This window comes from Nesterenkonia sp. K-15-9-6 (assembly GCF_052656005.1).
On sequence record NZ_JBQYEY010000001.1, the window covers coordinates 200452 to 215108 of the forward strand.

At 67.8% G+C, this 14657-nt stretch carries 10 protein-coding genes; 4 read left to right on the top strand and 6 right to left on the bottom strand.

Annotated elements, in window-relative coordinates; all coding sequences use genetic code 11:
• Nucleotides 1–57 precede the first annotated feature (57 nt).
• From SD455_RS00865 to SD455_RS00875, 3 genes are all read right to left on the bottom strand, one after another.
• Nucleotides 58–456: a VOC family protein gene (locus SD455_RS00865; protein ID WP_445507014.1), complete on the bottom strand. Its 399-nt coding sequence runs from the start codon at nt 454–456 to the stop codon at nt 58–60.
• Nucleotides 457–526: 70 nt separating this feature from the next.
• Nucleotides 527–1516: a heme o synthase gene (locus SD455_RS00870; RefSeq protein WP_311024332.1), complete on the bottom strand. Its 990-nt coding sequence runs from the start codon at nt 1514–1516 to the stop codon at nt 527–529.
• 150 nt (nt 1517–1666) lie between these two features.
• Nucleotides 1667–3748 (bottom strand): DNA gyrase/topoisomerase IV subunit B, encoded by a 2082-nt coding sequence (locus SD455_RS00875; RefSeq protein WP_070159909.1) that lies wholly within the window; start codon nt 3746–3748, stop codon nt 1667–1669.
• 249 nt (nt 3749–3997) lie between these two features.
• Between SD455_RS00875 and SD455_RS00880 the strand changes: the two genes are divergently transcribed.
• Nucleotides 3998–4219 carry a DUF7455 domain-containing protein gene (locus tag SD455_RS00880; protein ID WP_070159911.1) on the top strand — a complete coding sequence of 74 codons (222 nt, stop codon included), beginning with the start codon at nt 3998–4000 and terminating at the stop codon, nt 4217–4219.
• Between the two features lie 340 nt (nt 4220–4559).
• On the opposite strand, the gene SD455_RS00885 is transcribed toward SD455_RS00880, so the two are convergent.
• The 3 genes from SD455_RS00885 to SD455_RS00895 form a co-directional block, all read right to left on the bottom strand.
• Nucleotides 4560–5993 (bottom strand): RNA polymerase sigma factor, encoded by a 1434-nt coding sequence (locus SD455_RS00885; RefSeq protein WP_344682899.1) that lies wholly within the window; start codon nt 5991–5993, stop codon nt 4560–4562.
• A gap of 394 nt (nt 5994–6387) precedes the next feature.
• The gene (locus SD455_RS00890) at nt 6388–7863 is read right to left on the bottom strand and encodes a DUF4192 family protein (RefSeq protein ID WP_445506981.1); all 1476 of its coding nucleotides are present in this window, start codon (nt 7861–7863) and stop codon (nt 6388–6390) included.
• 157 nt (nt 7864–8020) lie between these two features.
• Nucleotides 8021–9187 (bottom strand): PAC2 family protein, encoded by a 1167-nt coding sequence (locus SD455_RS00895; protein WP_070159916.1) that lies wholly within the window; start codon nt 9185–9187, stop codon nt 8021–8023.
• Nucleotides 9188–9549: 362 nt separating this feature from the next.
• Here SD455_RS00895 and SD455_RS00900 point away from each other — a divergent pair, with 362 nt between their 5' ends.
• The 3 genes from SD455_RS00900 to sucB all read left to right on the top strand — a co-directional run bounded on the left by SD455_RS00900 (nt 9550) and on the right by sucB (nt 14651).
• Nucleotides 9550–11139: a leucyl aminopeptidase gene (locus SD455_RS00900; RefSeq protein WP_344682906.1), complete on the top strand. Its 1590-nt coding sequence runs from the start codon at nt 9550–9552 to the stop codon at nt 11137–11139.
• Between the two features lie 238 nt (nt 11140–11377).
• Nucleotides 11378–12757: a dihydrolipoyl dehydrogenase gene (lpdA, locus tag SD455_RS00905; protein ID WP_311024336.1), complete on the top strand. Its 1380-nt coding sequence runs from the start codon at nt 11378–11380 to the stop codon at nt 12755–12757.
• Nucleotides 12758–12851: 94 nt separating this feature from the next.
• Nucleotides 12852–14651, top strand: coding sequence for a 2-oxoglutarate dehydrogenase, E2 component, dihydrolipoamide succinyltransferase (gene sucB / locus SD455_RS00910; RefSeq protein ID WP_311024337.1), 1800 nt, complete (start codon nt 12852–12854; stop codon nt 14649–14651).
• Nucleotides 14652–14657: the final 6 nt, after the last annotated feature.

Sequence of the window (14657 nt, forward strand, 5' to 3'; positions counted from 1 at the left end):
GTACCAGCGCGCGTCAGCGAGTGACGTCGAGGCGATCCGGGACCGCCGAGGGCGTGCTCACATCTCCCGGGAGGAGAGCACGCAGAACTCGTTGCCCTCGGGGTCGGCCAGCACGGTCCAGGTGGCGTCGTCGCCCGCGCCCACGTCGACGGGACGAGCGCCCATGTCGATCAGGCGCCCGATCTCGGCGTCGCGGTCATCACTGGTGTGTGGAGCGAAGTCCCAGTGCAGCCGGTTCTTGGTGGTCTTGGCATGTTCCACCGGGACGAACACCATGCCAGGCGGGACGTGATGGAACTCGAGGATCCTCACGAACTCGCGCGCCCAGGGCGGCAGCACGACCGCTTCTTCGTCCGTGGCGATCGCGACGTCCCAGCCGAGCGCCTCAGCCCACCACCGAGCGAGCGCGTGGTGGTCCTGGGCCTCGACCACGGTGGAGTACCAGCGCAGCGCCATCGTCGCCCCTCCTGCTCCTGCCGCTCCGATCGCCACCGACGGTTCATCCGTGGGCGGCCGGGAGCTCAGGTTAGCCCATGAGCGGGGCGCCGATGAAGGGATCGAGGGCCAGTCCGATGAAGAGCAGCGTCAGGTACATGATGGACAGGTGGAAGACCTTCATGGCCTTCTTGTCGGTCACGGCTTCACGCTGAGCCTGACGGTGGAGCACATGGCACTCGTAGAGGAACCAGCCGCCGGAGACCGCGGCGAAGGCCGTGTACGTGATCCCGGCCCATCCCATGGGCACCAGCAGCAGGGAGCACACCACAGTGGCCCAGGCGTAGAGGACCACCTGGACGGAGACCGTCTTGGCCGTGGCCACGGCACCCAGCATGGGCACGTCCGCTGTCTGGTAGTCCGTCCGGTACTTCATGGACAGCGGCCAATAGTGAGGCGGAGTCCACAGGAAGATGATGAAGAACAGCACCAGCGCGGGCCATTCGACGGTCTCCCGGACGGCCGCCCACGCGATCAGCACGGGGAAGCACCCGGCGAGGCCGCCCCAGATGATGTTCTGCTCGGTCCGCCGCTTGAGCACCATCGTATAGATGACTACGTAGAAGAACATCGCCGCGGCGCCCAGTCCGGCGGCCATCGGATTCGCACCGAACCACAGGACCACGAGCGCGAGGACTCCCAACAGCGAGGCGAACACGAAGGCCTCGCGCGGACTGAGCTCGCCCGTGACGAGCGGGCGCTTCTTCGTCCGGTTCATGAGCTTGTCCATGTCCCGGTCGATGTAGCAGTTGAACGCTCCCGCCGAGCCAGCGGCGAACGCGCCTCCGACCATAGTGGAGAGCACCAGCCAGAAGTCGGGGAACCCCCGCTGGGCGAAGAACATCGTCGGCAGCGTGGTCACGAGCAGCAGCTCGATCACCCGCGGCTTCGTCAGCGACCAGTAGGCCGCGGCCTTGCGTCGCCACTGCGGCCGCGTCTCACCGGCCGGACGGCCCGGCGTCGGCGAGGGGGCGGTCTCACGGGGCGCGCCGGACACGGCGGCGGAAGAGTTCTGGGTCACGTCTGGGGCTCACAATGGGTCAAGGTGCAGTCGCGGTCAGAGGACAGTCTATCGCCAGAACTCGGCTGGTCGCGCTGTCACGCGCCAGTGAGGCAGAGTGTTTCGACACGTTGTAGAAGAGATGCTCCACCCTCACCGGCGACGGCGACCTCAGGCGTCGATGCGCTCCCGGTCCAGCGCCTTGGATCCCTCGATGATGAAGTCCTTGCGAGGTGCGACCACGGAGCCCATGAGCAGGTCGAAGACCCTTTCAGCGGCCTCAGCATCGGCGACGCGGATACGCCGCAGGGACCGATGAGCGGGGTCCATGGTCGTCTCGGAGAGCTGGTCGGCATCCATCTCGCCGAGACCCTTGTACCGCTGGATCGGTTCCTTGTACCGGAGCCCTTCGTCCTCGAGCTGGGCGAGTAGCCGGTTCAGCTCCGTCTCCGAGTAGGTGTATCGGACCTCATTGGACCTGCGCCCCGCGTGGATGACCTCCACCCGGTGCAGCGGGGGCACGGCGGCGAACACCCGCCCTGCCTCGATCATGGGACGCATGTAGCGGAAGAACAGCGTCAGCAGCAGGGTGCGGATGTGCGCGCCGTCGACGTCGGCATCGGTCATCAGCACCACCTTGCCGTAGCGGGCAGCGTCCAGATCGAAGGTCCGGCCCGAGCCAGCACCGATGACCTGCAGCAGCGCCGCGCATTCGGTGTTGGAGAGCATGTCCGAGACCGAGGCCTTCTGGACGTTGAGGATCTTTCCTCGGATCGGCAGCAGCGCCTGATAGTCGGAGGAGCGCGCGAGCTTCGCGGTGCCGAGGGCGGAGTCTCCCTCCACGATGAACAGCTCGGTGTTCTCCACGCCCTTCGACCGGCATTCCACCAGCTTGGCCGGCATCGAGGAGTTCTCCAGGGCGTTCTTCCGGCGCTGGGTCTCCTTGTGCATCCGCGCGGAGATGCGCGACTTCATCTCCGAGACGACCTTCTCCAGCACGGCAGTGGACTGCTGCTTGTCACCCCGCTTCGTGGAGTTCAGCCGCTGTGCGAGCTGCTTCTCCACCACCTTGGAGACGATCTGGCGCGCCGCCGAGGTGCCGAGGATCTCCTTGGTCTGCCCCTCGAACTGCGGCTCGGCGATCCGCACGGTGACGACGGCGGTCAGTCCGGCCAGGACATCGTCCTTCTCGAGCTTGTCGTTCCCCGCCTTGAGGCGACGCGCGTTGGCCTCCACCGTCTTGCGGAAGGTCTTCAGCAGCGCCTGCTCGAAACCGGTCAGATGCGTCCCGCCCTTGGGGGTGGCGATGATGTTGACGAAGCTGCGCACCGTGGAGTCGTAGCCGATGCCCCAGCGCAGGGCGATGTCGACCTCGCAGTCCCGTTCCACGTCCTCCATGTGACTGCGGCCGTCCTCGCCGATCACCGGCACTCTCTCGGTGAAGCTGCCGTGGCCCTGGATCCGCCAGATGTCGGTCACTGCCGAGTCTGTGGAGAGGAAGTCCACGAACTCGCTGATGCCGCCGTCGTACTGGAAGACCTCTTCAGAAGGGGTCTCGCCGCGAAGGTCGCGCACCGTCAGCCGCAGACCGGGGATCAGGAAGGCGGTCTGTCGAGCGCGGTTGCTCAGCTCCTCATCGTCGAACCGCGCATCCGGGGTGAAGATGTGGCGATCGGCCCAATAGCGGATGGTCGTGCCGGTGGCTCCCCGCTTGGCCTTGCCGACGACCTCCACCGGGGACCCTTCTGCGGCAGGGCTGAACTCGGCATCCGGGTTCGCCGTCGATCCGGCGAATGTGCCGGGCTCGCCGCGCCGGAAGGACATCTGATGGACCTTGCCCCCGCGGGTGACTCGCGCATCGAGGCGCGCCGACAGCGCGTTGACCACCGAGGCCCCGACTCCGTGAAGGCCCCCGACGGCGTTGTAGGAGCCGCCTCCGAACTTTCCTCCGGCATGAAGCTTGGTGAAGACCACTTCGAGGCCCGAGAGGCCGGTGCGCGGCTCGACGTCGACAGGAATGCCTCGGCCGTCGTCGGTGACCTCCACGGAGTCGTCCGGATGGAGCGTGACGGTGATGGTGGAGGCGTACCCTGCCAGCGCCTCATCCACAGAGTTGTCGATGATCTCCCACAGACAGTGCATGAGGCCGCGCGAATCCGTGGAGCCGATGTACATGCCGGGGCGCTTGCGGACCGCCTCCAGGCCCTCGAGCACCGACAGGTGTCGAGCGTCGTACTCGGATCTCTTCGCCACGGATCTCCTCCTGGTGGACTCTGATGGGACGCCGTCAGGGCGTCCCGTTCGGGCACAGTCAAAGCCACCGTATCGGGCTTGAGCGTGCAACTTCGGCAGAACCGCCGCAGACCCTGGGATCCGCGGAAACACAGCGAATCACGCGTACGCGGTGAGCGAAAGATCGCCGAAACGGGCGCCGAGGGCGAATGAATCGGCCTTCGACGTGGTTGTATGGGTACCTACAATTCACGTGAGGAGGCGAAGAGCATGACCGGCACGACTGGGACACTCGAAGCACACACGAACACTCTGACTGCCCTCGACCGCTGTGACCGCTGTGGAGCACAGGCCTACGTGCGCGCGGTCCTGACCTCCGGCGCCGGTGATCTGCTCTTCTGCGTGCACCATGCTCGACAGGTTCAGGACAGCCTGCGGCCGAAGACCTCCGAGTGGGTCGACGAGTCGGAGCGACTCGCCCAGGCTCGATGAGACGCCGAGCGACGAGCTGACGGCAGGCGTCGCACGGCATCATCCGTGGACGCCATGAGTCGACTTCAGACGAAGGGCCCGGGGGATCTCCCTCCGGGCCCTTCGTCATGCTCGCGTCGGGCGGTGTCCGGTGTTGGGGTGGGCGACACATGCCCGCAACGTCACAGGGCTGGAAGACATGTGCTCGAACGACATATGGCCGGTGGGCGACGGAGCAGTCCGTCGTCCACCGGCCATATGCGTGACGTCGAGTCGAGCTCGACGCTGACGGGCCTGTCAAGCCGGAGGTCCGGGAGCCGTGGCTTCCCGGACCTCCACGGTCAGGCGGCGTCGCCGGTGCTCAGTCGAGGTAGTCGCGGAGCACCTGCGAACGACTCGGGTGGCGCAGCTTCGACATCGTCTTGGACTCGATCTGTCGGATGCGCTCCCGGGTGACGCCGTAGACCTTGCCGATCTCGTCTAAAGTCTTCGGCTGTCCGTCGGTGAGGCCGAACCGCATCGCGACGACCCCGGCCTCCCGCTCGGCGAGGGTGTCCAGCACCGAGTGGAGCTGCTCCTGCAGCAGGGTGAAGCTGACCGCGTCGGAGGGCACGACCGCTTCGGAGTCCTCGATGAGGTCGCCGAACTCCGAATCGCCGTCCTCACCCAGGGGCGTGTGCAGCGAGATGGGTTCGCGACCGTACTTCTGGACCTCGACGACCTTCTCCGGCGTCATGTCCAGCTCCTGGGCAAGCTCCTCGGGGGTCGGCTCCCGCCCGAGGTCCTGCAGCATCTGACGCTGCACCCGGGCGAGCTTGTTGATGACCTCCACCATGTGCACCGGAATCCGGATGGTGCGCGCCTGGTCCGCCATGGCGCGGGTGATGGCCTGACGGATCCACCACGTGGCGTAGGTGGAGAACTTGAAGCCCTTGGTGTAGTCGAACTTCTCCACAGCGCGGATGAGTCCGAGGTTCCCCTCCTGGATGAGGTCCAGGAACAGCATGCCGCGGCCCGTGTAACGCTTGGCCAGAGAGACGACGAGGCGCAGGTTGGCCTCGAGGAGGTGATTCTTGGCGCGCCGGCCGTCGGCGACGATGAGTTCCAGGTCTCGCCGCAGGCGGCGGTCGGAGATCTCCTCGGTGGCGAGCTTGTGCTCGGCGAAGAGGCCCGCCTCGATGCGCAGCGCGAGGTCGACCTCCTGCTCCGCGTTGAGCAGCGCGACCTTGCCGATCTGCTTGAGGTAGTCCTTGACCGGGTCCGCCGTGGCGCCGGCGGAGACCACCTGGACCGCGGGGGCGTCGTCGTCGTCCGCGTTGGAGATGACGAATCCGCGGCCCTTGGTCTCCTCCTCCTCGGCCTCTTCACCCTTGGCTGCCTTCTTGGCGTTCTCGACGATCGCCTCGGCGTTGTCGGAGTCGCCGGCCGCGGCCGCGACCTTCTTGGCGACCTCCTCCTCGTCTCCGTCCTCCAGGGCTTTGGCCACGGCCTGCTCGAGCACCGCTGTCGGAGCCTCCTGCTCCTGGGCGGCCTCGGCCAACACCTCGTCGACCGGGTCGGCCGCCTTCTTCCGGCCTCCGGTCTTCCTGCCGGAGCCCTTGGCGGTGGACTTCTTCGCGGCGGTGCTGGACGTTGAGGCGGCGGACCGCTTCGACGTGGAGCTGGACTTCTGGGCCGCGGCGCTTCCCCCTGGCGCTGAGGTGCGCGAGGACGAGCTACTGGTGGCAGCGGACGGCTGTTCCGCCTCTGCCGCGGCTGCGTTCTCTTCTGTGGACTGGGACGCAGTAGTGGGCACGATGACCTTCCGACTAGGACGTGTGAAGGCGGTGGCCGACCCGTGGTCAACACACCTATGACCCTGTCAAGTCCGTCGTCCGTCTCACACCTGCTGTCCGGGCGGCCGCCGAGGCACACCAGACGGTGTGCATACGACGCCGGTCTCCCGGTGCGTGATGAGCGACCTGACGATGGTTGCAGGGTCTCAGCAGTTCACAACATACCCCTTGCCAGGATCATTCCCGCGTGGAGGAAAAAGTTTGCCAGGAGTTCGTCGGGCCGTCCTGAGCCCGGGTTCCGTGATCGGCCACGCGAGGTCGCAGCACTGACGGCATGATCCTGGCATCCGGAGAAGTCCTGGAACCCGGAGAAGTCCTGGGATCCGGCGGCGATCCCGCCTCAGCGCCGGTCCGTCATGACCAGGAATGGGCCTTGACCATCGCCCAGGGACAGATGATCGGCTCCTTCTGGCCGACGGCGAGACGCCGGGCCAGCGGATGATCGGCGACCAGCCGCAGGGATCGGTCCAGGAAGGCGCCGCTGACCGTCCCCCTCCCCCGGGTCCACTCGATCCAGGCCATCATGGCCAGCGACGTCGACGTCGCCTGCACGCCCAAGAACGGCTGCAGCCGATGAAGGACCGAGGCGAGAGCGTCGATGGACGCCCATCGCGGGCGAGTGCCGGTGGCGCCGGCCAGTACCTGCTGATATCGCCGGAGATGGAGTCGCAGCAGGTTCTCGACCTCCGCCTCGTCTCCTTCGAACGGCTGGTCGGGCACGCGATCGCTCGCGGGCGCAGGCGCCACGAGCGCTTCGGGGCAGGGCGGTCCCCCGTGATCCATCAGGTGATCTGTCCACAGTCGAGCCAGGGACCTCCACATGCCGTGGGCGTCTTCGGGCTCCGGGCCGTTCCAGAGCCCCTCCCGCTCCGCGAGACCGAGTGCCTCGACAGCGACCGCCACAGATTCCGGTCCGTCAGCGGCAAGCGCCAGCACGGCCTCGGCGAGATCCGGCGACTCCAGAACGGCCACGAGCGGGGCCAGACGGTCGCAGAACCGTCCGGTCCAGGATGCGCCCGACGGAACGGCCCCCTCGGCCGCGCCGTCGTCTGTGAGGTGGGCCATGTCCGTCACTGCACCCTCGAGCGCCTGCTCCTGGATCACCTCGTCCCAGGTGAGGAGCGCCTGTGCGACGGCCGGCACGTCGGCGAGGCTCAGGCTCATGTCCATCGCCTCGAGGTCGACCTCGGCCACGTGGTCTCCCTCGGGAGGCGCTCCAGGCTCCAGGAAGTCCTCGACGAGCTGCGAGGGCTGACGCGGCACCCTGCCGCGCACGGCCATGTGGGCTGCGACGACGCTGCTCTCCGCCCGCTCGAGACGGATTCCGGGGAAGGGACAGCACCGCGGGTCGAGGCAGTCATAGTCCCGGATCCAGCCGCCGCCGATCCACCACGTCTGGACGATCTGTAGACAGTGGTCCTGGCGCAGAGCCGAGCAGAGGGAGGCATGCAGCGCGGCCCAGGGGCGCAGAGCCGGATCCTCCCAGGTGGGAGGCGCCGGCTCCTCATCCGTGAACAGGAAGATGACGGCGCCGTCGGGCGCCGGCGTCACCTCGGGGCCCAGCAGATGCCTGCCGACCCAGTGGGCGAGCCTGTCAGGGTGGTCCACACCGGCGCTGAGGTCGATCCGCAGATGGGCGCCGGTCCGTCCTGCGTGCAGTCCCATGACCACCAGGGAGTCCTCCGGCAGGAACCCTAAGGTGTGGTGGACCAGAGCGACGGCGTCCTCGGGGCCCGAGACGGTGATGACCTGCTGCTCTGCCCCATCCGTCGGAAGGGGGTGCGCGTCGGATGGTGTGTGATCGTCCTGGGGGATGCGTGGAGTGCTCATGGCCCCAGTCTCGAAGGACGTGCGCGTGCCGGACAGGCCCCCGCGGAGCTTGTGGACGGCCCCGCGTGTCGGGTTCGGACAGCGGGACCTGTGGAGGAGCGAACGCCATTGGGCCCGGCCCGGTGCACTCACTGCTGTGCACTCAGCCACGGGCGAATCAGAACAGCGTCGACGGAGGGTCGTCCTGCTGATCGTCCGACCGCTCGTCTGTCGCCTGAACATCTGGCTGGCCCTCTGACGGGCCCACTGACGGTTCGCCGGATTCAGCGGGTCGGACGGCGTCGACTCCTCGGTCAGCCGCCGGTGACTGCGTGCGCAGGAAGGCCTCCACCGCGGCTCCCAGCTCCTCCGCGTCCGGGACGACGTCGTCCTCCTTGACCAGCAACGACCGCTGCTCCGTGGTGGCGTGCTGGTCGAACGTGCTCTCCAGGCGCTCCACCAGCGTCTGGATGTCGCTGTTGGCACTCACCTGACGCGAGATGTCCTGATCCACCATGCGCGCGGACTCTCGGAGCTCGTCCGTGGGCAGCATCAGCTCCATGGCGGCTCCGACGTACTCCAGTGCGGAGACCGCGACCTGGGGATACCGTCCGCCGGCCAGATAATGGGGCACATGCAGCGTGTAGCCGACCGTGTCATGCTCGTCGGCCTCGAGTCGCATCTCGAGGAATTGGCTCAGACCGGCCTCGATCTGGGCCGTGGGGCTCCATGTCGAGATTCCGGCCACGAGGTCCTGGCGGCTGCCGTGCGCCGTGACGCCGAGGGGGCGGGTGTGCGGCACCGGAAGCCCCAGCGCGTCGACAAGGACCACGAGAGTGACGTCGAGGCGCTTCACCAGCGTCAGCACGGCGTCGGCCACCCCCTGCCACTGGAAGTCCGGCTCGTCTCCGGTCAGCAGGAGGAACGGTCGGCCGGAGGCATCGCGAACCTCATAGAGATCGAGCTCAGGACCTTCATAGTCGGCGAACCGGCTGTCCACGAAAGTCACCTTCGGGCGACGGGATCGGTAGTCGAAGAGCTCGTCGACGTCGAAGCTGGCCAGCAGCCGGTGCGGCAGCGCGCTGAGCAGCGCCTCCGCCAGTTGGCCGCTCAGGTCGCCGGCATCGGTATGACCGGCCAGAGAGACGAGCAGCCGAAGGCCGCCCGAGGGCCTGTCGCCCAGCGGGTCGCGCAGCACCAGGTCTCCGCCGACCGGACGGACCGTCGAGTCGGTCATGGGGACAGTGGGTCCGGTCCCGGCGAGACCGCTGTCCCCTTCTCCGTCAGGCTCGGCGGCGTCGGGGTCTGCTGGGTACACGTGGAGCAGGTCCAGGGGGTCCTTCATCGAGCTGAGACTCCTCTCCATGCCGTAGAACGTGCGTCACCGGGCTGGACGCGTCGGTCTGCGTGAGACGCGCGCCGTCAGGCGCTGCGGTGACCATAAAGGTAACGACCGCAACGGCTGGAGAAATTCCCGGCGCACCGCACAGAGCTTGACCGCACAGCGCCTGACCGCACAGCGCCTGGCCGCCGGCGGCATGCGCGGAGGTTTCACATCGATGGCCCCGGGCACGCGGCGCGCTGGTCAGGATCTCGGATAGGATCGAGTCCTGAGGCCGCCGAGGGCTTCCACACGCGGCAGCGCGTCGGCGGATGCACACACATTCGATGCGACGATCCCCGGACCGGGGATCAGACGGGATTGACGTGATCAACGACTTCCAGCCCACCCTCTCCGCTGTCAGCACGGCCGTCGAGAAGACCCCCACCGACGCTCTCGTGCTGGGTGTCGCGAAGGGCCCCGAGGGGCCCATCCTCCTGCCGAACCCGCTGGCCGACGAAGCCGCTCGCGGCGTCGCCGACTCGCTCCAGGCCCTGGGAGCCACGGGGGCGGCTGACCAGCTCCTGCGCCTGCCCGGCGTGGACGGCTTCCGCAGCGAGACCCTCGTGCTGGTCGGCGTCGGCGAGCTCACCGGGGAGCCCACCGGCGGCGTCTCCCTCGAATCCCTCCGCCGCGCCGCGGGCTCGGCGGTCCGCCAGCTCAGCTCGCTCGACTCGGTCGCCCTCGCCCTGCCGGCCTCGAGCCCTGAAGAGGTCGCCGCCGTCGCCGAGGGTGCCGCGATCGGCGCCTACTCCTTCACCGCGTTCCGCAGCTCCCAGGAGGCGCGCGAGAAGCGTCCGGTCGAGGAGATCCTCATCCTGACCGACCTCAAGGACCGGCACACCCGACCGGTCCTGGACCGGGCCGCCGTCGTCGGCGCTGCGGTGCGTGCCACCCGCGACCTGGTGAACACTCCCCCGAGCCACCTGTACCCGGAGACGTTCGCGGAGATCGCCGCGGACCTCGCGAGCCGCACCAAGGCACCGGCTCAGGGAGGTTCGACCTCGAAGGCTCCCAAGCTCTCGGTGAAGGTCTGGGACGTCAAGGACCTGGAGAAGGAGGGCTTCGGCGGTCTCCTCGGCGTCGGCGGAGGCTCCTCCCGCGGCCCCCGCATGGTCAGGATCGAGCACGCCCCTTCGAAGCCCGCAGCGCATATCGCGCTGGTCGGCAAGGGCATCACCTTCGACTCCGGCGGCCTCTCACTGAAGCCTGCCGCCTCGATGACCACGATGAAGCTGGACATGGGCGGCGCTGCAACGGTCCTCGCCGTGGTGCGCGCCGCGGCCGACCTCAACCTGCCGATCAAGGTGACCGGCTGGCTGTGTCTGGCCGAGAACATGCCCTCGGCCACGGCCCAGCGTCCTGAGGACGTCATCACGATCCGCGGCGGCAAGACGGTGGAGGTCCTCAACACCGACGCTGAGGGACGCCTCGTCATGGCCGACGGGCTCGTCGCCGCCTCGGAGGAGAACCCCGACGCACTGATCGACGTGGCCACGCTGACCGGTGCGCAGATGATCGCGCTGGGCCTGCGGACCACGGGCGTCATGGGAGAGGAGCAGCTCCGCTCTGCCCTCGTGGACGCCGCTGAAGACTCAGGGGAGAAGCTCTGGCCGATGCCGATCCCGGAGGAGGCACGCTCCGGCTTCGACTCGGAGGTCGCCGACCTGACGAACCTGGGCGACCGCAACGGCGGCATGCTGGGAGCCGCGGCGTTCCTGCGCGAGTTCGTGGGCGAGCGGGAGGGGGCCGACAGCGGCGCTCTCGACCCGGAGGCACGCAGGATCCCGTGGGCGCATCTCGACATCGCCGGCCCGGCGTTCAACGAGAAGTCGCCCTACGGCTACACCCCGAAGGCGGGGACCGGAGTGATGGTCCGCACGCTGGTCACCTACCTCGAAGGACTCTCACGCTGACCTGCGGACACCCCGTCGGCCCCGGAGCGCACGGATGGCGCTCCGGGGCCGACGCCGTCACAGTCCGGGTCCTCGGATGCGGCAGTGGAAGCCGTGCGCGCTCAAGCGATAGGCTGACACCCGTGCACACGGGCGGCGTCCCGGACGCTGGCACAGAGCTGTGCCCCGTCAGTCCTCTGACCGCCCGCCGACACCTTCACACCTTCACAGACTCACGCGACCCAAGGGAGCAACGACCGTGGCCGACCAGCCCCAGGCACAGGAATTCGACGTACTCGTCCTCGGCGGAGGCAGCGCCGGCTACGCCGCGGCGCTGCGCTCGGTGCAGCACGGACTCACGGTCGGCCTGATCGAGAGGTCGAAGCTCGGCGGCACCTGCCTGCACACCGGATGCATCCCCACCAAGGCTTACCTGCACGCCGCGGAGCTGGCCGATGAGGCCCGCTCGAGCGAGAAGTACGGCGTGAAGACGACCTTCGAAGGCATCGACATGGCCAAGGTCCGCGAGTACAAGGACGGCATCGTCGCCGGCAAGCACAAGGGCCTCTCCGGGCTGCTGAAGATGCGCAAGGTCACTGTCATCGAGGGCGAAGGACGACTGGTCTCGCAGAACGAGATCGAGGTCGACGGCACTCGGTACAGCGGCCGCAACATCGTGCTGGCCACCGGATCCACATCCAAGACTATGGGCCTGCCGATCGGTGAGCGCATCATCACCTCGACTGAGGCACTGGAGCTCGACCACACCCCCGCGTCGGCCATCGTGCTCGGCGGCGGCGTCATCGGCTGCGAGTTCGCCTCCGCCTGGACCTCCTACGGCACGGACGTGACGATCATCGAGGGGCTGCCGTCGCTCGTCCCCAACGAGGACCCGTCGATCATCAAGAACCTCGAGCGTTCCTTCAAGAAGCGCGGCATCACGTTCAACACCGGGACGTTCTTCAAGGACGTCGAGGACACCGGTGACGGCGTCAAGGTGACCCTCGAGGACGGCAAGACGTTCGAAGCCGAGATCTGCCTGGTCGCGGTCGGACGTGGGCCCGTCACCGAGGGCTTCGGCTTCGAGGATCAGGGCATCACCCTGGACCGCGGGTTCGTGATCACCGACGAGCGGCTCCACACCGGTGTGGGGAACATCTACGCCGTCGGCGACATCGTCCCGGGCCTGCAGCTGGCGCACCGGGGCTACCAGCAGGGCATCTTCGTGGCCGAGGAGATCGTCGGCAACAACCCTGTCGTGGTCGAGGACATCAACATCCCCAAGGTCACCTTCTGCGAGCCCGAGATCATGTCGGTCGGCTACACCCAGCCCAAGGCTGAAGAGGAGTTCGGCAAGGACAACGTCGAGATCACCGAGTACAACCTCGCCGGCAACGGCAAGTCCTCGATCCTCGGCACCGGCGGCATCATCAAGATGGTCGGCGTCAAGGGCGGTCCGATCGTGGGAGTCCACGGCATCGGCACCCGCATCGGCGAACAGATCGGGGAGGCGCAGCTGATCGTGAACTGGGAGGCCTACCCGGAGGACGTGGCCACGCTGGTGCACGCCCACCCCACACAGAATGAGGCGCTCGGAGAGGCCGCGATGGCGCTCTTCGGCCACCCGCTCCACGGCTGAGAGCCGCATCCAGACCACCCAGAGAATTCAACACACCTGTGAATTCGCACCGCACTGCCCGGTGCGACGCATTCAAGAGTAGGAGCCGGACATCATGTCTGAGACCGTGAACCTTCCAGCCCTCGGTGAATCAGTCACCGAAGGCACTGTCACCCGATGGCTCGTGGAAGTCGGGGAGGAGGTCGAGGTCGACCAGCCGATCGTGGAGGTCTCCACCGACAAGGTCGACACCGAGGTCCCCTCCCCCGCCGCCGGCGTGATCGAGGAGCTGCTCGTGGACGAGGACGAGACCGTCGAGGTCGGCGCTCCTCTGGTGAAGATCGGAGACGGCTCCGGGGCCGGCACGGACTCCGGTGACGACTCGAGCACCGAGGAGCAGGCCGAGGCGGAGGACTCCGCGGACGACCAGGCTCCCCAGGAGACGCAGCCCGCGGCCGAGGCCGAGGGCGCCGAGGAGACCCCGGAAGAGGCCCCTGCCGAGGACTCCGGCGCCGCCGGCGGCGCCGAGTCCCAGGAGGTGACGCTCCCCGCTCTGGGCGAGTCCGTGACCGAGGGCACGGTGACCCGCTGGCTCGTCGAGGTCGGGGACGACGTCGAGGTCGACCAGCCGCTGCTGGAGGTCTCCACCGACAAGGTCGACACTGAGGTCCCCTCCCCTGTCGCCGGAACCGTCCAGGAGATCAAGGTCTCCGAAGATGAGACTGTCGAGGTTGGGGCCGTCTTGGCCCTGGTGGGTTCGGGCTCCTCGTCGCCGTCGGGGGCTGCTGAGGAGGCCGCATCGTCTGAGGACTCCGCTGCACAGGAGCCCGAGGAGGCCACCGCGGAGCCGACCGACGAGACTCCGAAGCCGGCAGAGAAGGCTCCTGAGGAGCCCGCCGAGAAGTCTGCTGACGAGGAGCCCGCCCCCGCGGCTGCGGAGTCGACTCAGGAGGCAGTTGGAGGTGCCGAGGGCTATGTGACGCCTCTTGTGCGTCGGCTGGCCAAGAAGGAAGGCATCGATCTCTCGACCGTCAAGGGCACCGGCGTCGGTGGGCGCATCCGCAAGCAGGACGTCCTCGACGCCGTGGAGTCCAAGAAGGCCGCGACCGAGAAGTCTGCGCCGGCACAGGCGGGGGCTCAGGCGCCCACCGCGGCTCCGGCGTCCGCGCCCGCCGTGGAAGTGGACACCACGCTCCGAGGGACCACCGAGAAGGCCCCGCGCATCCGCCAGGTGATCGCTCAGCGGATGAACGAGTCTCTCGAGATCGGGGCTCAGCTGACCCAGGTCCACGAAGTCGACATGACGCGGATCGTCAACCTCCGCGCGAAGACCAAGGCTTCCTTCAAGCAGACCAACGGGGTCAACCTCACGTACCTGGCGTTCATCGCCGCCGCCGTCACCGAGGCCCTCAAGCAGCACCCCAAGCTCAACGCCGAGTACGACGAGAAGCAGCGGCAGATCACGTACCACGATGCCGAGCACCTCTCCTTTGCCGTCGACACCGAGAAGGGCCTGATGGTCCCGGTGATCTCGGATGCGGGCGACCTGAGCCTCGCCGGCATGGCCAAGAAGATCGCCGACGTGGCGGCCCGGACCCGCAGCAACAAGATCGCTCCGGACGAGCTCTCGGGCGGCACCTTCACCATCACCAACCTGGGCTCCTTCGGGGCGCTGTTCGACACGCCGATCATCAACCAGCCCCAGGTGGCCATCCTGGGCCCCGGTGCGATCGTCAAGCGTCCCATGGTGGTCACCGATGCCGACGGCAACGAGAGCATCGCGATCCGTCACATGATGTACCTGTCGCTCACCTACGACCACCGTCTGGTCGACGGCGCCGACGCCGGCCGTTTCCTGCAGACGCTCAAGGCCCGCCTCGAGGAGGGCGCCTTCGAGTCGCAGCTGGGACTCTGACCCTCA

Bases quoted from the DNA above. Each gene is read 5' to 3' on its own strand.
- SD455_RS00865 (WP_445507014.1), bottom strand. From the start codon at position 456: ATGGCGCTGCGCTGGTACTCCACCGTGGTCGAGGCCCAGGACCACCAC.
- SD455_RS00880 (WP_070159911.1), top strand. From the start codon at position 3,998: ATGACCGGCACGACTGGGACACTCGAAGCACACACGAACACTCTGACT.
- SD455_RS00890 (WP_445506981.1), bottom strand. From the start codon at position 7,863: ATGAGCACTCCACGCATCCCCCAGGACGATCACACACCATCCGACGCG.
- SD455_RS00895 (WP_070159916.1), bottom strand. From the start codon at position 9,187: ATGAAGGACCCCCTGGACCTGCTCCACGTGTACCCAGCAGACCCCGAC.
- sucB (WP_311024337.1), top strand. From the start codon at position 12,852: ATGTCTGAGACCGTGAACCTTCCAGCCCTCGGTGAATCAGTCACCGAA.